General features: G+C 38.5%; 25 protein-coding genes and 1 tRNA gene. 16 read left to right on the top strand and 10 right to left on the bottom strand.

The window, feature by feature from the left end; translation table 11 throughout:
• Positions 1 to 26: 26 nt before the first annotated feature.
• The gene (locus tag AWW73_RS17190; RefSeq protein WP_062850359.1) at positions 27 to 419 is read left to right on the top strand and encodes a hypothetical protein; all 393 of its coding nucleotides are present in this window, start codon (positions 27 to 29) and stop codon (positions 417 to 419) included.
• A gap of 46 nt (positions 420 to 465) precedes the next feature.
• Here the strand turns inward: AWW73_RS17190 and AWW73_RS17185 are convergent, their stop codons facing one another.
• Together AWW73_RS17185 and AWW73_RS17180 are read right to left on the bottom strand one after the other, a co-directional pair.
• Positions 466 to 1,467 (bottom strand): aldo/keto reductase, encoded by a 1,002-nt coding sequence (locus tag AWW73_RS17185; RefSeq protein ID WP_062850253.1) that lies wholly within the window; start codon positions 1,465 to 1,467, stop codon positions 466 to 468.
• A gap of 111 nt (positions 1,468 to 1,578) precedes the next feature.
• Positions 1,579 to 2,481 carry a helix-turn-helix domain-containing protein gene (locus AWW73_RS17180; protein WP_062850252.1) on the bottom strand — a complete coding sequence of 301 codons (903 nt, stop codon included), beginning with the start codon at positions 2,479 to 2,481 and terminating at the stop codon, positions 1,579 to 1,581.
• A gap of 762 nt (positions 2,482 to 3,243) precedes the next feature.
• Here AWW73_RS17180 and AWW73_RS17175 point away from each other — a divergent pair.
• Both AWW73_RS17175 and AWW73_RS17165 read left to right on the top strand, forming a co-directional pair.
• The gene (locus AWW73_RS17175) at positions 3,244 to 3,792 is read left to right on the top strand and encodes a TetR/AcrR family transcriptional regulator (RefSeq protein WP_062850251.1); all 549 of its coding nucleotides are present in this window, start codon (positions 3,244 to 3,246) and stop codon (positions 3,790 to 3,792) included.
• 588 nt (positions 3,793 to 4,380) lie between these two features.
• Positions 4,381 to 5,559, top strand: coding sequence for a Fic family protein (locus AWW73_RS17165; protein ID WP_062850249.1), 1,179 nt, complete (start codon positions 4,381 to 4,383; stop codon positions 5,557 to 5,559).
• 118 nt (positions 5,560 to 5,677) lie between these two features.
• On the opposite strand, the gene AWW73_RS17160 is transcribed toward AWW73_RS17165, so the two are convergent.
• Complete coding sequence (locus tag AWW73_RS17160; protein ID WP_062850248.1) at positions 5,678 to 5,893, bottom strand: DUF6500 family protein; 216 nt, start codon at positions 5,891 to 5,893, stop codon at positions 5,678 to 5,680.
• A gap of 27 nt (positions 5,894 to 5,920) precedes the next feature.
• Complete coding sequence (locus AWW73_RS17155; protein ID WP_016142830.1) at positions 5,921 to 6,256, bottom strand: winged helix-turn-helix transcriptional regulator; 336 nt, start codon at positions 6,254 to 6,256, stop codon at positions 5,921 to 5,923.
• 115 nt (positions 6,257 to 6,371) lie between these two features.
• On the opposite strand from AWW73_RS17155, the gene AWW73_RS17150 reads away from it, so the two are divergent.
• The 4 genes from AWW73_RS17150 (at position 6,372) to AWW73_RS17135 (ending at position 9,317) form a co-directional block, all read left to right on the top strand.
• On the top strand, positions 6,372 to 6,929 hold the full coding sequence (locus AWW73_RS17150) for an NAD(P)H-dependent oxidoreductase (RefSeq protein ID WP_062850247.1): 558 nt from the start codon (positions 6,372 to 6,374) through the stop codon (positions 6,927 to 6,929).
• Between the two features lie 275 nt (positions 6,930 to 7,204).
• Complete coding sequence (locus tag AWW73_RS17145) at positions 7,205 to 7,528, top strand: hypothetical protein (protein WP_062850246.1); 324 nt, start codon at positions 7,205 to 7,207, stop codon at positions 7,526 to 7,528.
• Complete coding sequence (locus AWW73_RS17140; RefSeq protein WP_062850245.1) at positions 7,525 to 8,724, top strand: PfkB family carbohydrate kinase; 1,200 nt, start codon at positions 7,525 to 7,527, stop codon at positions 8,722 to 8,724. Before AWW73_RS17145 ends, AWW73_RS17140 begins: the two co-directional genes overlap by 4 nt.
• Positions 8,712 to 9,317, top strand: a complete 606-nt coding sequence (locus AWW73_RS17135) for a 7-cyano-7-deazaguanine synthase (protein ID WP_240491662.1) — start codon at positions 8,712 to 8,714, stop codon at positions 9,315 to 9,317. Before AWW73_RS17140 ends, AWW73_RS17135 begins: the two co-directional genes overlap by 13 nt.
• Positions 9,318 to 9,499: 182 nt before the next feature.
• Here AWW73_RS17135 and AWW73_RS17130 read toward each other — a convergent pair.
• Positions 9,500 to 9,589, bottom strand: a tRNA-Ser gene (locus tag AWW73_RS17130).
• A gap of 118 nt (positions 9,590 to 9,707) precedes the next feature.
• Here AWW73_RS17130 and AWW73_RS17125 point away from each other — a divergent pair.
• Positions 9,708 to 11,585, top strand: a complete 1,878-nt coding sequence (locus AWW73_RS17125; RefSeq protein WP_016143706.1) for a potassium transporter Kup — start codon at positions 9,708 to 9,710, stop codon at positions 11,583 to 11,585.
• A gap of 54 nt (positions 11,586 to 11,639) precedes the next feature.
• Here AWW73_RS17125 and AWW73_RS17120 read toward each other — a convergent pair whose 3' ends face one another.
• The gene (locus AWW73_RS17120) at positions 11,640 to 12,083 is read right to left on the bottom strand and encodes a hypothetical protein (protein ID WP_016143705.1); all 444 of its coding nucleotides are present in this window, start codon (positions 12,081 to 12,083) and stop codon (positions 11,640 to 11,642) included.
• Positions 12,084 to 12,338: 255 nt separating this feature from the next.
• Here AWW73_RS17120 and AWW73_RS17115 point away from each other — a divergent pair, with 255 nt between their 5' ends.
• From AWW73_RS17115 to AWW73_RS17105, 3 genes are all read left to right on the top strand, one after another.
• Positions 12,339 to 13,418: a DNA/RNA non-specific endonuclease gene (locus AWW73_RS17115; RefSeq protein WP_025470508.1), complete on the top strand. Its 1,080-nt coding sequence runs from the start codon at positions 12,339 to 12,341 to the stop codon at positions 13,416 to 13,418.
• Between the two features lie 95 nt (positions 13,419 to 13,513).
• Entirely contained in the window at positions 13,514 to 14,113 is a 600-nt protein-coding gene (locus AWW73_RS17110) for a LysE family translocator (protein ID WP_062850243.1), read from the top strand.
• 45 nt (positions 14,114 to 14,158) lie between these two features.
• Positions 14,159 to 14,401 (top strand): hypothetical protein, encoded by a 243-nt coding sequence (locus tag AWW73_RS17105; protein WP_016142837.1) that lies wholly within the window; start codon positions 14,159 to 14,161, stop codon positions 14,399 to 14,401.
• 179 nt (positions 14,402 to 14,580) lie between these two features.
• Here the strand turns inward: AWW73_RS17105 and aqpZ are convergent, their stop codons facing one another.
• Both aqpZ and AWW73_RS17095 read right to left on the bottom strand, forming a co-directional pair.
• Positions 14,581 to 15,270, bottom strand: coding sequence for an aquaporin Z (gene aqpZ / locus AWW73_RS17100; protein WP_031949547.1), 690 nt, complete (start codon positions 15,268 to 15,270; stop codon positions 14,581 to 14,583).
• A gap of 132 nt (positions 15,271 to 15,402) precedes the next feature.
• Positions 15,403 to 16,407 (bottom strand): AraC family transcriptional regulator, encoded by a 1,005-nt coding sequence (locus AWW73_RS17095; protein WP_016143700.1) that lies wholly within the window; start codon positions 16,405 to 16,407, stop codon positions 15,403 to 15,405.
• A gap of 108 nt (positions 16,408 to 16,515) precedes the next feature.
• Between AWW73_RS17095 and AWW73_RS17090 the strand changes: the two genes are divergently transcribed.
• The gene (locus tag AWW73_RS17090; RefSeq protein ID WP_062850242.1) at positions 16,516 to 17,154 is read left to right on the top strand and encodes a hypothetical protein; all 639 of its coding nucleotides are present in this window, start codon (positions 16,516 to 16,518) and stop codon (positions 17,152 to 17,154) included.
• A 40-nt stretch (positions 17,155 to 17,194) separates the two neighbouring features.
• Here the strand turns inward: AWW73_RS17090 and hisF are convergent, their stop codons facing one another.
• Positions 17,195 to 17,953: an imidazole glycerol phosphate synthase subunit HisF gene (hisF, locus tag AWW73_RS17085; RefSeq protein ID WP_000880078.1), complete on the bottom strand. Its 759-nt coding sequence runs from the start codon at positions 17,951 to 17,953 to the stop codon at positions 17,195 to 17,197.
• 112 nt (positions 17,954 to 18,065) lie between these two features.
• Here hisF and AWW73_RS17080 point away from each other — a divergent pair, with 112 nt between their 5' ends.
• Genes AWW73_RS17080 through AWW73_RS17070 form a run of 3 tightly spaced genes read left to right on the top strand, consistent with a single transcriptional unit; the run spans position 18,066 to position 20,090 of the window.
• Positions 18,066 to 19,016 carry a homoserine kinase gene (locus AWW73_RS17080; RefSeq protein ID WP_016143698.1) on the top strand — a complete coding sequence of 317 codons (951 nt, stop codon included), beginning with the start codon at positions 18,066 to 18,068 and terminating at the stop codon, positions 19,014 to 19,016.
• 12 nt (positions 19,017 to 19,028) lie between these two features.
• Positions 19,029 to 19,658 carry a DUF1294 domain-containing protein gene (locus tag AWW73_RS17075; protein ID WP_016143697.1) on the top strand — a complete coding sequence of 210 codons (630 nt, stop codon included), beginning with the start codon at positions 19,029 to 19,031 and terminating at the stop codon, positions 19,656 to 19,658.
• A 36-nt stretch (positions 19,659 to 19,694) separates the two neighbouring features.
• A complete protein-coding gene (locus AWW73_RS17070) occupies positions 19,695 to 20,090 on the top strand; it encodes a DUF4870 family protein (RefSeq protein WP_061874366.1) in 396 nt (131 codons plus the stop codon).
• 32 nt (positions 20,091 to 20,122) lie between these two features.
• Here the strand turns inward: AWW73_RS17070 and AWW73_RS17065 are convergent, their stop codons facing one another.
• Positions 20,123 to 21,025 carry a DMT family transporter gene (locus AWW73_RS17065; RefSeq protein ID WP_062850241.1) on the bottom strand — a complete coding sequence of 301 codons (903 nt, stop codon included), beginning with the start codon at positions 21,023 to 21,025 and terminating at the stop codon, positions 20,123 to 20,125.
• Between the two features lie 98 nt (positions 21,026 to 21,123).
• On the opposite strand from AWW73_RS17065, the gene AWW73_RS17060 reads away from it, so the two are divergent.
• Positions 21,124 to 21,675 carry a helix-turn-helix domain-containing protein gene (locus AWW73_RS17060; RefSeq protein WP_061874364.1) on the top strand — a complete coding sequence of 184 codons (552 nt, stop codon included), beginning with the start codon at positions 21,124 to 21,126 and terminating at the stop codon, positions 21,673 to 21,675.
• Positions 21,676 to 21,700: the final 25 nt, after the last annotated feature.

Here is a 21,700-nt window from a genome sequence, read left to right as displayed (position 1 = left end):
TTATTGACTTTGCAGGAAATCAAATAATGAAAAATATATTTGTCCGATTGCTACTACTTTCTACGATTGCGATTTCATCTCAAATTTATGCTGAGCCAACCAGCACCTGTAAAGAAGTGAAATTTCAGCAAGCTGATCAGGCTTGGAGTGGACACTATTATTTAAATGGTGTGATGGAAGTCGGTTCAGAACTTTTACTTCAACCCGACGGTAAGTTTCAATGGATGTTGGTTGTGGGTGCTTTAGACCAATATGCTGAAGGCACATGGTGGAAAAACGGAGACTGTATTGGTTTAAAACCAGAGGCTAAATTTAAAAAGGATTTAAGTATTTTCCCTGAAAGCCTAAATATTTCTGACAAATCCTTAGACGCGATCTGGGAAGGTGGACGCCAGCAAGGCACATATAGCAAAAATTAAATTAAAAAGTCCGACACAAAGTCGGACTTTTTTTATAGCTTGGTTTTTAATGATTCACCGCTGCAAGTTGCTGAGCGTTATAGCGTGCGCCCATGTTTGGGTATCTCGCAATAATCGCATCAATTTCAGCCAAGTCTGCCGCTGTTAAATCAAGATCTACAGCGCCAGCATTTTCCACAAGTCGCTCGATTTTACGCGTACCCGGAATTGGAATGATGTCGTCACCTTGCGCCAAAATCCAAGCCAAAGCCAGTTGAGCCGCTGTTGCATTTTTGCTTTGAGCAAACTCGCTAAATGCTTGCGCCAAGCTTTGGTTATTTTTCCAGTTATCGCCCTGATAGCGTGGTAACTGACGACGGAAATCGTTTTCGTCTAGGTTGCCCACATCAAGCGTATTGGTAATTAAACCACGCGATAACGGTGAATATGGCACAAGGCTAATACCTAACTCACGAATAGTTTGCAAATGGGTTTGCTCAAAGTCGCGGGTGAGGAGAGAATATTCATGTTGAACCGCTACAATCGGGTGAATTGCATGCGCTTTACGAATGGTTTCAGCCGACGCTTCACTGAGTCCTAAATAACGCACTTTACCTTGTTTGACCAAGTCAGCCATCGCGCCAATAGTGTCTTCAACTGGAATGTTTGGGTCAATGCGGTGTGCATAATACAAATCAATCACGTCTGTATTTAAACGTTTTAAACTGTTTTCGACCGCAACTTTAATCCACTCTGGAGAACCGTCGATATAAGACTCTAACGAGTTTTGTGGATTAAGGTTGTCTTCTTTATAGCGAAAGCCAAATTTGGTCGCCAAGAACACTTTATCACGATGTTTTTCTAAAACTTTTGAGAGCAAAACTTCGTTTGCGCCGTTGCCGTACATGTCGGCTGTGTCCCAAAAGTTAATGCCGAGGTCTAAGGCCTTTTCTAAAGTTGCAATGCTTTGTGTGTCATCTGAGGCACCATAGGCAAAGCTCATTCCCATGCAACCTAAACCAAGTGCTGATACTTTTTCGCCTGTTTGTCCTAAAGTTCTATATTTCATTTTTCACACTCTTTTTGCAAAATCACTTGAGTAGAAAAACTATAAAATGCTTTGGCTCAAACTGACGTATAACATTCAAACCAATAATTATAAAATTCAAACAATCTGTTTTTAGGCTACACAGTCTTCGCGGAATTTTTTAGGCGAAAATCCAGTATTTTTCTTAAAGAAGTTAGTGAAATACGCTGAATATTCAAAGCCTAAGCTATAGGCAATTTCGGAAATATTCCAACTGGTGTGTTGTAGCAGTGCTTTGGCTTCTTGCGTAATGCGCGAGCTAATATGCTCAGACGTGGTTTTGCCCGTGGCTTCTTTTACAGCTCGGTTTAAATGGTTTACATGCACCGACAAGCCATAAGCATAGTCATTTGCAGTTTTGAGTTTAAGCTGAAAATGGGGCGAGTCGATGGGGAATTGACGCTCTAATAATTCAAAGAACAAATGGCAAATACGAACCGCAGCATTGCTATGTTTTTCAAACTGTTGGGTCGGTTGCATTTTCATGGCTTCATGCACAATTAGGTGCAAATAGTTTCTTAAAACGTTGTATTTGTGAATATAGTCTGAATTTATTTCAATCATCATCTTTTTGAAAATAAATGAAATTTCTTCAACCTGTTGGTCATTTAAAAAATATAGCGGGTCGCCGTCGACTTTAAACAGTGGCGAATCTTTTAAAAAGCTTTGTCGAGATTCTTGGTTTACAAACTCTTCAGTAAATAGGCAAAACCAGCCTGCCTGTTCGGGCGAATTAATTTCCCAAGCGTAGGGAACCATTGGGTTTGAAAACAGTAAAGCAGGGCGGTCTACCCGAATCCAGCGGTTGGCATAGTGAAGGTCACCTGTGCCTAAAACCAGTGAAATTTTATAATAATCGCGGCGGCTATAAGGCGTTAGAAACGAGCAGGCATCGCGTTGGAACACATTAAAATGTCCAAACGAAGTCGATGGAACCGAGTAATCGCTATCTCTGGTTAAAGAAAAGCGGCGATAAAAATCATGTATGGTTTCCATGTCTTTGCCTGCGTGCGTTATCAATTTATTTAAAGTTATAAAATTCAAACTTTATTTACTGTAGCTTTTATTTATAGCGCGATCAATCGGGTCATTTAAGCGGCTTGAAAATGAATGATAAATTAATAATGAAATAACCAAACAAACTAAACTTTAAGAAAATATATTGTTAAATCACTATGCCAATGAAAAATAAAAATAATCTTTATAAATGAATAGCCAATATCACATTGACACTCAAAAACGCGCGGATTATCCTTTGCCTGCTGGCCACATTGCCAGTGGGTTTTAGCAGACCCTTTTACACAAGAGTACGAAAAGCTTGCTTTTCAGTACTGGATCCTTACGTCCCCCTTTTTTCTATGGTAGGACGGAGGGGGACGCGCTTGCGCGTGCTGGGTCCTTGTGTACCAGTCTGCTAACCCCTTTCGTTCTGCCACCATTATTTAGCAGTAATCGTGGTAGTTCTTCTTTAATACACAAGGAGTTCGCCATTATGCGTACTATTTCATCTCTCTCATTGGCAACCTTCGCCAAAATCTTTGACTCTATACCCAACTGGTCTTTAAAACGGTTTAACCGACTCTAGGTTTTAAGCCATAGGTCATTACGACTAAAAAATCATAGCAACAATAAAATCTGAGATAGGCGAGCACACCTTTTGTGTAGCTTACCCATGCCTGTTTTTAGCGCTCAATTTAAGAGTGAAGGCATTTCTATCTCATTTACATACAACAAAAAATTATTTTAAACGGTATAAAAATGCCAAATTTAGAATCTTCATTTAGAGCATTACGCGTGCTCCACGCAGCAAAAGATTTATTTAATCAACATGGGTTTTACATCGGGGTCGATCGAATCGTTGAGGAAGCCAAAATTCCTAAAGCCACTTTTTATAACTACTTTCACTCCAAGGAAAGGCTCATTCAGATGAGCTTAACTTTTCAAACAGATGCATTAAAACATGAGGTGTTTTCAATTATTCACTCTTACAGTGAACTTATGGCCTTCGATAAACTCAAGAAAATTTACTTTTTACATGCAAACTTAGAGGGCTTTTATCGGCTGCCATTTAAAGCGATTTTTGAAATTGAAAAGCTTTATCCAACGGCCTATAAAATCGTGATTGACTACCGAAACTGGTTCATTAAAGAAATTCATAAACTGCTTTTAACTGTAAAAGCGACTGCTACAGTTGAAGATGCACACATGTTTTTGTTTGTGATTGATGGTGCGATGGTTCAGCTTTTGGGAGCGAATAGTACTGATGAAAGAGAGGTATTGCTCGACTATTTTTTAAGTCGGGTTTGATGGAGGGAAGGCCCGACGGGAGTTGGGCCTCCTTTTAGTAAAAGATTCATCTGAAAATTTTAGTTTTTTAATTCTTTTAAGCTTCTTAGACCATGAAGACTAAAAAAATAATTTCTTGAGATAATTAATAGACCTATAAAAGATGCGACAAAGAAGCATTCCATTAGTTCATTATTCTCATAACTGAATTTCAATAAATAAGACAGACAAGATAAAATCATTGAATAGCAGACTGTTGAATATAAGTAATTTTTTTCTTCTTGCAGATTTTTGATTGTTGATAGACGGATTTGATTTTTTGCAATCCTAAGTTTTTTATAGTGATAGAGTAGTATCCAGCTAGTTATAAAGTATCCTATAAAAGCAGCAATTAACATATCTTATTTCCTGATAGTGATTAAAATATTTATAACTTTAAATATTTTTATTTTCTACTCATCTGGAAATTTTTAATTAATAATGTCGGCATAAATAACGGAGTTTTTATCATAATTATTTTGTAATGTTTTGATTTTTATTAAAATAAATTTTTTTTATTTCGGAATTTATAGCGTACAATATCTTTGCTGTGTTTAAGAGATTTACAACGTGGATATAACACCGATTGCTAGTGGTTACTCACCAGAACTAGAAGAGAAATTATTTGAAATAATTCGCTTAGATGCGCAATTAAATTCAACTGTACCTAGTACTATACGAGATGCAGTTGAAGGGTTATTGCGTGTTGTTAACTCATACTACAGTAATAAAATTGAAGGTAATCCAACTACGCCTAGTGACCTATTGGATTTGAATGATGAATCTATTGAATATAAGTCAAAAGGGCTTTTGGAGATTAAAAGACATATCGAGGTTCAAGTTAAGCTTAATTTGGAACATACCTCTGTTGATGAAGTAACTTCACAAGATTTTATTAAAAAAATTCATAAAGCTTTTTATGAGCAGTGTGTACCTCTTGAATTACAAGTTTTAGATAGTGATGGTGTAACCACTCATGAAATAGAGCCAGGAGGTTATCGCCAAACACAAGTAAAAGTAGGCTCACATATACCACCATCACCAGAAAAAATCTCACCATATATGTCTTGGTTTTCTAGTGCTTATAAAATCAGACATCTTTCAGGTTTGAGTAAGTATTGGGCAATGGCTGCTTCACATCATCGCTTAGCATGGATTCATCCATTTTTAGATGGTAATGGACGAGTTTCAAGATTATTTACGGATTGCTTTATGCGTGCAATTGGTTTGAAAAGTTATGGCTTGTGGTCTATGTCCAGAGGATTTGCCCGTTCGAGTGAGCAGTACTATGAATATCTTGCTATTGCTGATAGGCAAAGACAAGGTAGTAGTGATGGGAGAGGGATACTATCTGATAATGGACTAAAAAGTTTTACAGAATACTTTATAGATGTTGCTATAGATCAGATGACTTATTTCAGTAGCCTATTAGAACCATATAAGCTTGAAGAACGAATTAATGTTTATTTTCAATTAAGGTTTAATGAAGCTTTATTTGATCATAAAACGAAGAAACCTTTAAGAAAATTGCCGCTAGAAGCTAAAGATATATATAAGACTCTTTTATACAGTGGTCCCCATACTCGTAAAGAGTTGCAGGATAAATTTCAAATTAGTGAAAAAAAATTAAGAGAAATCGTTCAAATAATGGTTAAGGATCATCTCATATTTGCTCCCCCTAAACATCCATTACAAGTTAGATTGTCACCCCATGCTGTTGAAGTATTATTTCCCTACTTATTCCAGTAATATTAAAAAATCCCAGTTAATACTGGGATTTTTTAATATTACTTTGAGATCGCAACTCAACCAATATAATATTTCTAAAATTTTCCATTAAAGTTAAAGAATCACTAATTAAATTCTACTACTCACTCAAAACCAACTCTTTAATCTTAACAGCCTTCTCGAAGTGATCTAGCTTATGCACCATAATCCACCAATGTGCTGCTTCCATTAGTAACTCAGGGTTATCATTCTTATTTTTAAAAAAAGCATAAAAAGACAGACCGACATTGTCTCCCTTCTTTTCAATTTTATCGTCGCATCCCTTAATAAAAATTTCTCTTAATTCATTTCTCATATTTAGTATCACTTCAACCCTATAAAACTAAGACGGCTTATTGCGCTCGCCCCATTCACACATCATATCTAACAAAGGAATTAAAGACTGTCCTCTTTCAGAAAGGCGATACTCAACTTTTGGTGGAATTTGAGGATATTCCTTACGAATAATCAGTCCGTCTCTTTCCAATTCTTTAAGTGTATTGCTGAGCGTTCTAAACGAAATGTTGCCAATGCAGCGTTGCATCTCATTAAAACGCATGACGGTTTTTCCATAAAGCCAATACATAATAATCATTTTATATTTGCCATTAATCAAAGAAAGGGTGTACCCAAAACCCGTATCTTCTAATGGTGTATATGACGGAAGGCAGTCGTCCATTTTTAAAATCCATACTATCTTTTAGTATAGTATATAACATAAATTACCGTACTTATATTTAGGAAAGCACACTTCTATAATCGATTTATCTACTTTTCGATAGAGTGTTTTCATAATGAAAAAGACATTAGTCATCGTTACCCATCCTCACATAGACCAGTCTGTTGTAAATAAAAGATGGATTGAGGAACTAGAAAAACACCCAGACCAATTTACGGTTCATCAAATTTATGAAGCCTACCCAGACGGGGTGATTGATGTTGCCAAAGAGCAAGCGCTTGTAGAGCAATACGAAAATTTAGTCTTTCAATTTCCAGTGTATTGGTTTAACTGCCCGCCGCTTTTGAAACAATGGCTTGATGAAGTTTTAACGTATGGTTGGGCGTATGGTTCAACTGGCGATAAGCTTAAAAATAAGAAGTTTATGCTGGCGGTGTCTGCTGGTGCTCAAGAAAAGGTTTATTCGGAAAGTGGCGAATATCAAATTTCTTTAGAGAAGGTTTTTATTCCATTTGAGCTAACAGCTTTATATGTTGGGGCAATCTATCAACCACTTCATGCATTTTACGGTTTAGATACTAATCCATCAGAAGATGACGATGTTCCGACTCAACAAGACATCGAAAATAATGCGATTGAGTATGTTCAGAAGTTGCTGAAATTGTCTGTGTAGATTTTAGGAGAGGAGGCCTGAACGTGAGAGTTTGGGTCTTTTCTTATAAGTAAAAATTTAGGTTTTTATATATTTTCTAATAAAATTTATGATGAGCTTAATTAATTCAAAAATCTAAATATTGTTCTAACTAAAATAAGAGTTATTAGAACAAGTATATAAATAAAATGAAATCTTGGATAATTTTGATCTAAACAAATAGTATAAAATATATTTGCTTTAAAAAAATGATTGTATATATTTAGTATAAATAACTTAAAGAAAGAGGTATAAAAATGTCAGGTGGGGGCGGAAATTTTGGATCAGGTAGCTTTAGACCTTCAACAGACCATGAAATAACTTGTGAAAATTTGAATATAGCTATAAGTATTGTTAGGCCTGATTTTAGCGTATTCGATACGCAAGAGTTAAATGGCATTTTACTAACAATGTATGCCGAAGATGGGGCACTAGTATTTGAATATAAAGACAATTTAGTTGGCTATGGAGCTGACTCCTTAATTGGTAAGTTAATAGAGTGTTTAGAACAAGGTTATAACTACACTGCTTTAATTAGTAGCTTTGAATGGGATTCATTTATACGAGTTAAAATACAATGAAAAATAATATTACCGTAGTAGGAGGGCTTTATAGAGAAATTTCAACAAAATCGGATTTTTTTTTAGGTTCTGGGGGAAGAGCTGCTTTATTTTTAGCGGAGCAGAATATAGATGTCAAATTTATAACATGTGCAACCACGCTAGCTTGTAAATCATTTCAAGCTAGTAAAAGAGGATTTATTTCTAGTAATAGCCAGATTGAAATTATCAATCAAGAAACTGAATCAGATATTTCTTTTGAATATAATACTTATTTATTTGACCCATTGATTATTGGTTATGAAGGTTTTTATGAAAGAGAAGTTAATTTAGATAACTGCCTTTATTTTGGTATGTTAAATGCAAATATAAAGATTAAAGCTACTAATAAAGTTGTTTATGACCCGCAGAACACTTCACAACCAAAGAAATTTAATGAGACTGGATCTGTTGCGGGAGAACTAGCTATTGTTTTAAATGAACATGAAGCTAAAGCAATGGTAGGAAGCTTAGAAAATTCAGATTTGATAAGAAAAGTAAAAGAAGTTAATAGTGCGGATATTGTTGTTCTAAAAAGGGGGCCTTATGGAGCTCAGGTATTAGTAAATGATGAAATCTCAGATATTCCTCTTTTCTTATCTAATAAGTTTAATAAGATTGGCTCAGGTGATATCTTCTCAGCTTGTTTTGCATATAGCTGGATAATAGAAAACTTAGACCCAATAGAAGCAGCTTTAAAAGCTTCAAAAGCGGTATCAGTATATGTAGAAACCCAAACTTACGAAAATCTGTCGATTATTTTAGATCGTACTTTTGTTGAATTGGATCAAAAGAATATTGCAAGAAAGATTTATTTAGCTGGACCATTTTTCTCAATTTCTGAGTTATGGTTAGTTGAGAAGATAAAAGCGATTTTTGAATTATATAATATTCAAGTTTTTTCACCATATCATGCAGTTGGTGTATCTAATAATTCTGCCCAAATTGCTCAAGCTGATCTTCAAGGTTTAGAAAATGCAGACAATATTTTTGCTATTTCAAATAATTTCGACCCCGGTACTATATTTGAAATTGGCTATGCTAAAGCATTAAAGAAAAAAGTATTTATGTATTTGAATTATACAGCAAAAAAAGACTTAACTATGTTTGAAGGAACGGGATGCGTGATTTCAGATGATATAGATTTTCTAATATATAGAGCGATATGGAATCAATGAAAAAGTGCCTTTTATTATCTGGTGGTATTGATTCTTTTTGTCTGGCTTTTCTTCAGAAACCAGATATTGCAATAACCATTGATTATGGTCAATCAGCTGCTGATGCGGAAATTATATCTTCCGAATTTGTATGTAAGAAGCTTGGAATCATCCATGAAATTATCAAGGTTGATTGTAGCCACCTGGGAATGGGAGATCTTAGCAATAATCCAATGAGTAAATACAATGAGTTCTCAGATTGGTGGCCTTATAGAAATCAACTCTTGATTACTTTATGTGCTATGAAAGCAATACAATTAAATATTAATGAGATCATGATTGCCTCAGTGGCAAATGATTCATCTCACATTGATGGTTCACAAAGATTTATAGACTGTATTGATAATTTAATATCTCTTCAAGAAGGTAATCTAAGGATCACTGCTCCAGTGAATCATTTAACTACAGCAGAGCTTATCAAAGCATCTAAAGTGAATTTAAATGTATTAAAGAGTTGGAGCCATAGTTGTCATAAAGCAAATTATCCATGTGGAAAGTGTAGAGGATGTTATAAGCATTATGAGTCTTTAGAACAAGCCGAAAACCTTATGTAAGTATGAATTTCTTTCTGATTTTAGCTAAAGAAATAAGATTCTTTATTGAATTTAAATGTTTAATCGAATTTAGGCGTTGTTAGGGATGTAAAAATTATCAATATTTGTTTGGCTATTTTTAATATTTTAGCCAATAAAAAAGCCTAAACCCTTTAAGTTTAAGCTTCTTTAAATTTCAATTCTGGCGGTGAGAGAGGGATTCGAACCCTCGATACGCGCAAACGTATACACACTTTCCAGGCGTGCTCCTTAAGCCACTCGGACACCTCACCAAGGCGTGCGATAGTAACTAAAAAAACGAGTTCTGCCAAGATTTAAGACGAGCATTACAGAAAAAAAATAATAGAGGTGATAAGATTGCGCTAAAAATCATATTGGTTTAATTACACAATGCAAAACACGGCCAAAAAAGCGACCTTGCCTGCCACGGCTCTGGCAGCTCTTGGAGTGGTCTTTGGAGACATCGGAACAAGTCCGCTCTATGCCTTGAAAGAGTCCTTCCATGCAGCGCATGGGTTGGGAATTCAGCCTGAAAACGTATTAGGAATTTTATCCATTATTTTTTGGTGCTTAATGCTGATCATCAGCATCAAGTATGTCGCCATTGTCATGCGTGCAGACAACAACGGCGAAGGCGGAATCATGGCCTTACTCGCATTGAATTTGCGTAAAGCCAAAATTGCCGACAACAAAAAAATCTACATGATTGCCATTGGTTTTATTGGTGCATCGCTGTTTTTTGGTGACGGTATTATTACCCCAGCCATTTCGGTACTTTCGGCAGTCGAAGGCTTGTCTATTGCAACCGATGTGTTTGACCCGTTCATCATGCCAATTGCAATTACCATTATCATCTCTTTGTTTTTGGTACAAAAACACGGTACGGCCTTTGTCGGTAAGTTTTTTGGCCCGATCACGATGGTGTGGTTCTTATCTTTAGGATTATTAGGTCTTCACAGTGTCATTCAGACACCTGTTGTGTTGGGTATGTTTAGTCCGCATTGGGCCATTCAGTTTATCTACCACCATCCAGTAATGACCTTTTTTATTATGGGTGCCGTAGTTTTAACGGTAACGGGTGGCGAAGCGCTGTATGCCGATATGGGTCACTTTGGACCAGTGCCAATTCGTATGGCATGGTTCTTTGTTGTGTTGCCGTGTTTGGTTTTAAACTACGCAGGACAGGGCGCATTATTGCTCAGAGACCCAGCAGCAATTGAAAACCCGTTCTATTTATTGGTCCCGCAGTGGGCACTTTACCCAATGATTATTATGGCGACCATGGCAACCGTAATTGCCTCTCAAGCCGTAATTTCTGGGGTGTTTTCACTTGCACGCCAAGCGATTCAATTGGGTTATTTACCACGTTTAAGTATTAAACATACGTCTGAGTCTGAAGAAGGCCAGATTTATATTCCTTTCTTAAACTGGTTGCTTTTAATCGCAATTATTATCCTAATCTTGATCTTCAAAAGCAGTTCTAATCTTGCAAGTGCATATGGTTTGGCCGTGACCTTAACCATGCTCTGTGACACGATTTTGGTTGCTGTATTTATCTACTCGGCTTGGAAGTGGAGCCTACCAAAAGTACTACTTTTGATTATTCCGTTCTTTGTTTTAGAGTCGGTATTGGTCGGTGCAACTTCCCTAAAAATCTTGTCGGGCGGTTGGGTACCATTATTGATTGGTGCGATTGCTGTAACCATTTTAATGACATGGAAACGTGGTCGTGAGCTTACATTTGCTAAGCTTGAACATGATACTTTGGCTTTAGATTTGTTTGTAAAAAGTATTGGTAATAGCGTGCACTGGGTGCCGGGCGATGCAGTATTCATGACAGGTACGCCAAACGTTGTTCCGCATGCTATGTTGCATAACATCAAGCACAACAAAGTGCTGCATCAGCGTAATATCTTGGTCACTGTAGTGATTGAAGATGTGCCGTATGTTGAACCTGAAGAGCGTATTACGACAGAAACTTTAGCTGAACATTTCTTCCGTATTAAAATCTTTTACGGTTTTAAAGATGAAATGAATGTACCAAAAGCACTTGTGCAAGCTTACGAGCAGTTAGGTCTTGAATATGACTTGATGCACATCAGCTTCTTTATTTCCCGCGACCGTATTGTTCATTCGGTGGGTGATGGTATGTCTCCATGGAGAGAAAAATTGTTTATCTCTATGCAGCGTAATACCAGTCCAGTGAGTGACTTCTACCAAATTCCAACCAACCGTGTGGTTGAGTTAGGTAGTCAAATCGAAATATAAAAAGTTGATGCATAAAAAAACCAAGACAGATGTCTTGGTTTTTTTTGGCTCTGATTATTGAGCTTGTTGCATAGGTGCATCAGCTGGTAAAGCACCCTCTTTTGCCATCGGGTCTGCCGACTGAGTTTGATCTGCCGGAGGTGGTGGCATGTTTGGATCTTGTGGCGCAGGAGCCGCTTGGTTCGGTGCAGGTGGTACTGCATCAGTTGGTGCTGCTGGTGGCGCCATTTCACCGCCTGCTGGTGGAGCTGGTGGAACGTCTGCTGGAATTGGAGCACCTGTAGGCGCCGCACTTGTTGGTGCAGCAGAAACTTGCTGTACTTGTCCGCTATTGACTAAATCACTAATAGAGCCGGGTTGGCCATTTACGGTAGTAGTGACTTTGACTTTAGATAAGCTTTCTAAAGTGTCGCCTGGTTGGACTGCTGGTTCGGCCATAGCAGCCATACTACACAATCCTGTGATTACGCCAATACCAATAATCTTTGAATGGATCATTAAGTGGACTCCGATTATATTTTTATCCAAATTTGTGGAGCTAACCATGTCATAAGCCATCAGTGTTTTTCAACGAAAGATACGCAATTGGCGTAATTCAATAGCCAAAGCCACTCATAATTCCAACAGATTGTTACGTAATGGGTAATGGAGTTACAAAAAAGCTGACTATGTTTTAACCATTTGAAAGATAAGAGATATACTTAAAAAAGTAGGATTGTTAAGCTGCGTGTGGACAGTGGTATTGATAGAAACATGGCAACTAAAAAACGTAGTAAAGGTAAAAACTCTTTTTCTCTAAGTGGGCATTTTGGCAAGATTATTCTTGCTTGTATTGCTGCTGGAAGTTTTGCGATTGCTTTTGGTAGTGAAAAGATTTCGCAGTGGTTTTCGCCTTTAACGACTAACTCGAGTTGTCTTAATCAGTTCTATCGTGAAGTTCCACCTGCTTTAAATAAAGAAAGTCTAAAAAAAGACAGTTATCCGCTGTGCTTTAATGGCTTTAATGTTTTGTATTCAGGCATTTCTAAAACGCCGTTATGGTCGGCAGAGCATTTAAATGCAGAACGTTTAAGTGTCAAAATTAAGCGTGAAGATAATTTCCATGAAGAAACCCGTGTTGCTCAAAAACATCGGGCACTGTTAAGTGACTATCGTGGTTCAGGCTATGACCGTGGCCATATGGCACCAAATGGTGATATGCCAAATAAAGAATCCCAATCTGATAGTTTCTCGTTAAGCAATATGGTGCCTCAAGCGCCTAAAAATAACCAAGAAGTCTGGCGTAAGCTCGAAGAAGCGACCCGAGCTATTGCCACTAAACAAAAACAAGATGTTTACGTGGTGACAGGTCCTGTTTTTGAAGGGAAAAGACTTAAAACCATTGGACAAGGTGTAATTGTTCCTACCGCGGTTTATAAAGCGGTATATATGCCAAAAACTGGCGCGATCGGAGCGTATTACGCGCCCAACAATAACTCTCTACAAGTGAAAGTGGTGAGTGTTTGCTATCTAGAGGAACGCTTAGGCGTTAACCTATTTCCGCAGTTAACTGAGCAACAAAAGCGTAATGTCTATCGCTTACCTTTAACAGCAAGCCAAGTTAAGCCAAATCAAAAGCTCGACTATTTACACTGGGATGGTGAAAGTCAGTGTGAGCAAGACTTAAATGCTGACCAAATTCAAGCGCTACAAGACCAATTTAAAAAGCAAAAAACTGGTTCTTCGGAACCAATGGAAGCAAAAGTTCCAACGATTGACGAAGAAACCCGTCAGGCGATTGTGAAACAATTGGTGGAAGCTTTAGTGAACTATTTCCTGCAAATAATGAAATAAGTCGTTTTTTGTTGTTATTGCAAAACCGTAATTGTTTAAAATAGAATCTATAGACAGATCTGTCTATGGATCTTATTTTAATAAGGACAATAACAATGTTTGCCTCGATGTTTCTTTTCTCATTTGCAATGTCTATTACCCCAGGCCCAGTAAATACAGTCATTTTATCGACCAGTTTAAATCACGGTTTAAAAAGATCGCTTCCCTATATTTCAGGCGCCACCATTGGATTTACCTTACTTTTAATTTTTATGGCATTTGGTCTTCAGAGTTTATTAACTCAGTTTCCTGTTGTATTAAAAATTCTTGCAGTTTGTGGAACGCTATTTGTTTGTTATATCGGCATAAAAATTATTCTCTCCGCCGCCAATATTTCAATTTCAAATGCTCCTGTCGAACAGATGATTATTCCCAATTTTAAAGATGGGTTCTTATTACAGTGGCTGAATCCCAAAGCTTGGTTGGCTTGTGTGTCAGGTATTACCATGTTTACAAGCATTGAAAACCCGCAGTCATTGCCGGTCTTTATCGTTATTTATTTCTTCACTTGCTATGCATGTTTGTTTTTTTGGGGACTATGTGGCGATAAATTTTCAGTTGTGCTCAATCAGGGCAACCGTTTGAAATATTTTAATATCCTGATGGGAGCATTTCTAATTTTATCGGCACTTTTAATTTTGATTGATTTTTTTTAAATTGGTCGTATTACACTGTGAAGATATAACAACGAGATAACACTTATGTTTAAGCCATTTGAAAAGGGTACAGAGTCTTCATCAATTGAAGATTTAACATTAGAAAATGATGTCGATTGCGTCAGCATTTATGGCAATTTGCAAATCACTAAAGACAAAGTCGGGCTAGAGCAGGCAAAAGCCTTACAGAGCTTTTTAAACGATGTGGTTACAGCTTTGGAAAAAGAAGAATTGCCTGAGAAAATTGAACGTCCAGCTGAGCAAGAAATTAATAATCCGTTTTTGTAATAAATATTATTTTACTCAATTTGCTATCGCGACGGCGGCACGGATGCCGCCTGTTTCACTGCGTTACATGGAAGTAACGTCAGTGAAACGAATGAGTTTTGTCACTTTTGCTCATTCAAAAGTGAGGCATTACCTACACAACTACTATTTGAGTGAACAGGGTATTTACGGTCGTGCAGTTAATCCTTCTCCCCAGCTACCACTTTATAAATAATCGCCCCAATAACAGCACCTAAAATCGGCGCTACCCAGAACAACCACAACTGACTTAATGCAGCCGTTTCAGCAAAGAACGCAACACCTGTACTACGTGCAGGGTTCACCGAAGTGTTTGTAACTGGAATACTGATTAAGTGAATGAGTGTTAAGCCCAAACCAATTGCAATAGGAGCGAAGCCAGCAGGTGCACGGCGGTCAGTTGCACCTAAAATAATGATTAAGAAGAACGCCGTAAGTACGACTTCAATAATGAACGCTGAACTTAAGCCAAACTTGTTTGGTGATAAATCACCAAAACCATTGGTAGCAAAGCCACCAACACCGCTAAAGCCTGCTTGGCCTTGAGCAATAATATAGAGAACAAATGCAGCAGCAGTCGCACCAACCACTTGAGCAACAATATATGGAATTAAATCTTTAACATCGAAGCGGCCACCGACCCAAAGGCCAACACTTACCGCGGGATTGAAATGTCCACCTGAGATATGCCCTAGAGCATAAGCACCTGTGAGTACGGTTAAACCAAAGGCAAGGGCTACACCTGCAAAGCCGATACCAAGTTCAGGGAAAGCTGCGGCTAATACTGCGCTACCACAACCACCAAAGACTAGCCAAAACGTACCTAGAAATTCAGCAAAATATTTATTCATTGTGATTACTCATCTATTTAATCTATTTTAATTAATGTGAAATACGTCACAAAAATTTGAAGCATGTGACTATATGAAATTTTTGTTTTCAGTGTTGTTTTAATCAAGAAAAGATTTGTAAGTTTTGGTTGGTTATTCTTTGTCTAAAAAATGATCTCTCCATTGTTGGGGTGTCTGATTAGTCCAATGTTTAAATGCTCTTTGAAAAGCACTTTGTTCCGAATAACAAAGCAAAAGTGCGATCTCTTGTAAACTTAAATGCGGATCTTTTAAATATTCGGTTGCGAGCATAAATCTGACTTGCTGAACACGTTCCTGAAAGGTGGTGCCTTGTTGTTGTAAGTGTCGTTGGAGTTGTCGAACTGACAGACCTAATTGAGCGGCAATATGCTCAATTTGATATTGATTCTTTTGTAGACCAGTCAAAATTGAATGCTGTAAACGCTGATCAAGTTGGGTTGAATTTGGTAATTGCTCTAAAAGCGCTTGTGCTTGCTGCACCAATAGTTGCTGTAACGTGTGGTCAGCGCTGCTAAGCGGCTTATTAATTTCTGTAATTGGAATGAGTAACTCTGTACGTGGCTGGCTAAAACGAACGGGACATTGAAAGTATTGTTCATAGACTCTAATATTTTTAGGGGCAGTATTTAAGAAACGTACTTCATGTAGATGCACGTCTTCATGAGACATAAAAAGACGTAAGAATTGAATCACCAGTGCAATCGCGATTTCATCGGTAAGCTGGGTAGGGTGTAGCTCAGTCGCTTCCCAGCGAATACAACCATATCTTCCTTGTAGCTCAACCACTAATGGGCTCCCGTCATAAATTAGACGATGAAAATCATGATAGCGAATTAAGGCTTCACCTAAGTCATCGCAAGAGAGAGCAAGGTAGGCAATAATCCCTAAGTGTTTGGGTTGCACATATTTGGCAATTTCTAGCCCTAAACCTGGCTTTGGGTCTAGTTTATAAATCACTTCTAATAGGTCACGCCAAACGACGTAGTCAAAGCGTTCCAGATTTTGAACTTGTTCTAATTGTTCAGGAATAGCTAATTGATTGGCTTCGCAATAAGCTTTTAATAGATGTCCCAGCCCTCCATACACTGAGCCTGTATAATTTTTTAATTGTGGCATCCCTAACCACCTCTTTCTTGTCGTGATTTGTCAATGAAACCATAAATTCTGGTCAATACCTAGCATAACGAATTTTATATTCTGAATAAAAAGAAAAGGAGTTAGGTGATGTTAAAAGGGTTTATTGCCGGAATTGCAGTTGCGAATGCATTTGAATGGGTGGCACACAAATATATTTTGCATGGTGTACATCGTGCCGGAAAACCACGTTATAGCCCTGTGCCAAAAAGCATGGAATCTCATTGGGCACACCATCGTGAAGTACGTAAACAACAATTTCATGATAATTGCTATGTTGAGGGCGTTGGCAACTGGCGAACTAAAAATGAGTTAATTTCACTGGCAGTCGTGGCAACCGTTTCAAGTGCAATTTTCTATCCATTTTCAAAAGGTATGGCACTCGCAGCTTGGTACAGTGCCGGTAATTATTACTATATTCATCGCCGTGCACATTTAGAGCCGGATTGGGCAAAGCGTAAAATTCCATGGCATTACGATCACCACATGAACTCTAATCAAGATGCGAATTGGTGTGTGACCAAGCCTTGGTTTGATTATGTGATGGGGACACGTGTGGTATCTTCGGCAGACCTAAAAGAACAAAATCCTTTGGGTATTCGGCTACCTACAGCGCTTGCTAGACCACTGTCTCAAGCAGTAGAGAAAATCTTTCCGGCAAAATGGGTCGAGAAAAAAGAAAAAATAGAACTTCCTAGTGAAGTGAAAGAAATAGAGGGTGCTGCATAAAAAATAAAGGGGCATATCGCCCCTTTAAATATCAATAAGCTTACAAGCGCATTTCAATGCCTTGTTCAGCCAAATATTGCTTAGCTTCTGGAATCGTATATTGACCAAAGTGGAAAATACTTGCTGCCAATACTGCATCGGCACCACCTTGTAAAATCCCGTCTGCAAGATGTTGTAAGTTACCCACGCCGCCTGATGCAATCGTTGGAATGGTCACGCGGTCATTAATGGCACGCATTAAAGCAATATCGTAACCCGCTTTAGTACCGTCGGCATCCATACTGGTAATCAGTAACTCGCCCGCACCGTAGTCAGCCATTTTTACAGCCCATTCAATCGCATCAATACCGGTTGGTTTACGACCACCATGGGTAAAGATTTCCCATTTGTTGTCGCCAGTTTTTTTGGCATCAATCGCAACCACAATACATTGCGCGCCAAAGTGCTGTGACGCTTCTTGAACAAATTCAGGGTTAAATACGGCAGCCGAGTTAATACTCACTTTGTCTGCGCCTGCATTTAATAACGCACGAATATCTTCAACCTTACGTACGCCACCACCCACAGTTAATGGCACAAATACAGTCTCGGCCATACGTTCAACAGTACGGTAAGTGGTATCGCGTCCATGATGTGTAGCGGTAATGTCTAAGAAGGTAATTTCGTCTGCACCTTGTTCGTTATAGCGACGTGCCACTTCAACTGGGTCGCCCGCATCACGAATATCGAGGAATTGAACGCCTTTAACTACGCGTCCGTTATCAACGTCTAGGCAAGGAATAATACGTTTAGCAAGCATAGCTTTTTCCAAAAATAATCGCCGTTGGTGAAAGTTCCTACACAGGCGCTACACCTTCATGGAGGGAAGAGGTATTCTATCAAACTTCACAGATGTTTTTTGCAGGTTTTCCATGTCGGTTTATACCCCGTTGAGTTTAGATGAAGTTCGCGCCTTTGCTGCACCTTATGGATTAGAGGTGTTGGAGCTGAACCCAATTCAGGGAGGTATTCAAAACACCAATTATTTTTTGGTTGATGTAAACCGCAAGCAATATGTACTCACCGTTTTTGAAGAGTTAGATGCACAAGGGGCAGGTGAACTCATTCCTGTTCTTGAACAATTGGGAACTCATGATGTACCCGTTGCCGTGCCATTAAAGCACAGCGGACAAGCGGTTCATGTGATTGCAGAAAAGCCAGCACAGATTGCACCACGTTTAATGGGACACCATCCCATGCAAACCACAGTAGCGCAAGTTGCAGCAATTGCCGATGCACAGGCGAAATTGCATGTGGCTTTACAAGATTTTCCACTTGAACGTGAATATCGCCGTGATCATCAATACTGGACAGGCGTTGCAGAACAGCTTAAACCCAAGATGACTCAAGATGACCAAGTGTTACTTGAGCAGGTTTATCAAGCTTTTAATGTAAAAACAGCGCAGTACTCAAACCGACCAACAGGTTTTATTCACTCAGATTTGTTCCGTGACAATACTTTGTTTGAAGGTGAGCAGTTACAAGGTATTTTAGATTTTTACGAGCTAAATCAAGATGAATTGCTATTTGATATCGCAATTACCATCAATGACTTTTGTACCGAATATCCAGCAGCACATTTAAACTCTGACAAAGTAGCTGCTTACTTAGAGGCATACCAAAAAATTCGTGCGCTTACCTCAGATGAACTTGAGTGTTTAGATGTATTCTTGGCAATGGCGGCTTGCCGTTTTTGGTCAATGCGTTTGCAAGTTGCTCAAAAAAATAAAGAAGAAGGACGTACTGGCGACGACATTTTGCAAAAAGACCCGCAGGAAATGCGAGCAATGATGCAAGATCGTTTAAGCCATGTAAAAGCATAAAAGGGAATAAAGATGCGAGATCAGGGGCGTTTAGTCGAATGGTTCGATGAAAAAGGTTATGGCTTTATTCAGCCGGATGATGCTGAAAAAGAGCGAGTCTTTTTGCATATAAAAGATTTTGCACGCCCCGGACCTCGGCCAATTATTGGCTGTGCACTGGAATATCGGGTGATTCTTGATGAGCGAGGCCGCTTTCGTGCCCAGCAGGTCACCTATTTAAAAGCTTCACAAACTGGGAAAGCTTCAAAGCCTGCAAAAGCAGAATCATCTTTTCAAGCTAGGCCGTGGTCTGCAATGCAAATGGGGATTGTGTTTTATTTTGTTTTAATGGGAATTATGAGTTTTATTCATCTTTTACCCGCCTATACCTTATTGTTTGTTCTAATGATGAATGCCTTAAGTTATTGGCTATATTCACAAGACAAAGAAGCTGCACAATTGGGTAATCGCCGTGTGCCTGAGCAAACATTACACATCGTTAGCTTTTTAGGAGGTTGGCCTGCTGCATGGTGGGCACAACAAAAACTGAGACATAAAACACAAAAACAACCCTTTCGTAAGATTTATTTTTGTACCATATTCTTTCATTTACTTTTGATTTTGTGGCTAATTTCTCCCTTAAATGTGTTGCGGGGCTCATAAAAGTAAATTGTTTTATTAAACTTGAGAGGTATAAAAATGAATAGTTCTATCGACCAAGATCCAAATCGTACTTTAACACTTATTTTATATGTACTTTATATTGTTGCCATTTTTACAGGCGGCTTACTTGCAGTTATTGCTTTAATTATTAACTACGTAAAACGTTCTGATGTGCAAGGTTCAATTTTTGCGAGCCACTTTACATGGCAAATCAGAACATTCTGGTGGTATCTCGCTTGGAATATTATTGCCTTTCTGCCGTTTATTTTCTTGTTCTTCACGGGTGAAAATACCGATCTATTTGCAGGTGTTGCCATCTCATCGACAGTATTCTGTGTTGGCGTGATTGGTGCTGCGTGGATCTGGATTGTATATCGTGCAATTCGCGGCTTGATTGCTTTAAATGATAACCGTCCGATGTATCTATCTTAATAAATAAAAAAGAGAGCGTTAAGCTCTCTTTTTTATTCTCGAATTCTTTTAGTTTTTTTAATTGGCAATCTAAGTTTTAGTTCGCTGACTAAGACACCTAAAACGACTAATGCTCCACCCAGAAGAGCAATCAATGGCAAACGCTCACCCGCAATTCGACCAATAATTCCTGCCCAAACAGGTTCGCCTGCATAGATAATTGCAGCACGCGAAGGGTCAACCACACGTTGAGCCCAGTTCATCACAAATTGAATGAGTGCACTGGCTAAGCCTAATACAACAGCAATCACCACAAGAGGCCATGAAAATGCTGGAATCGTATGTTCACCCACGACAGGCATAATGGCAAAAGAAAGTAGAGATGCGACACCGAGTTGAATGATGGTGACGCGGCGTAAATTTACCTTTCCAGCAAAGTAGCTAATAAAAATAATTTCTAAAGCAATCGCAAAGGCACCAAGTACTGTTAAAAGCTGCCCAAAACTTAAGGAAATTTTCTCAAAACCATTTCCTGTCAATAAAACAAGTCCAGCAAAGGCAAGAGCGGCTCCCACCCAGGTCATGATATGTGGAGTTTTTCTAAAGATGAGCCACATTAAAATAGGAACAAGCGGGACATAGAGTGCTGTTAAAAAAGCCGACTCACTACTTGGAATGGTTTGCAAGCCAATCGTCTGGGTGCCATAGCCTGCGGCGATCACAAGACCAATTGCACAACCCGCGCCTAAATCTTTTAAAGTGACTCCTTTCATACTTTTTAATGAAATAAGTAGCAAAGTCAGAGCCGCTACAGCAAAACGACAGCCTACAAAAAACATAGGCGACGAAAAGTTAAGTGCATATTGCACCGTAAGAAATGTTCCACCCCAAATGATGGTAATCAAAATGAGAGCTAACTGTGGAGCTTTGTTTGAACTTAAAGAAATTGGTGACATATTCAAGTTAGAACGAATTGTGCAATATACTGCACATATTGCGCTATTCTTCTATTTTGTGCAATATATTGCTCATATTTTATTTGCTGCGTTAATTTATGAGCCAGTCGAGTACCGTTTTACAGCATGTCGGCACAAATATCCGTTCCTTAAGAGATGAACGAGATTTAAGCCAACAGGACTTGGCCGATCAGGCAGGAGTAAGTAGACGAACCATTGCTGCATTGGAAACAGGGCAAGTTAATATTAGCTTGGCTAAACTCGATGCGATTGCAGTCGTGTTGGGTGTAGATTTCAGAACGATTGTGAGTGCACCTGAGCATAAAGAACAAGTCTTAGTAAATGCACTCGCTTGGCAGGGTAGCAAAGAAGAGAGTAATGCTACTTTATTAGCCTCAGTTCCATCTCATACTCAAGTTGAGCTTTGGACATGGTCATTGGCAGTAGGAGAGTCTTATGTTGCTGAAGCAGACCCGGAAGGATGGCAAGAGCTTATTTATGTATTAGAAGGTGAGTTGACCATACAGTTTGCAGATAGCTCAAAAACCCTCGTTGCTGGTTCTTCATTTATATATGCCAGTTCAGTGACTTACACCTATATTAATAGTGGTAATGAAGTTCTGAAATTTATTCGTAATGTGGTGTATTGATTGATTAGACTTTAAGGTTTTATAA

Source organism: Acinetobacter lactucae (genome assembly GCF_001605885.1).
Lineage (GTDB): Bacteria > Pseudomonadota > Gammaproteobacteria > Pseudomonadales > Moraxellaceae > Acinetobacter > Acinetobacter lactucae.
This window is presented reverse-complemented; position numbering and strand designations above follow the sequence as displayed.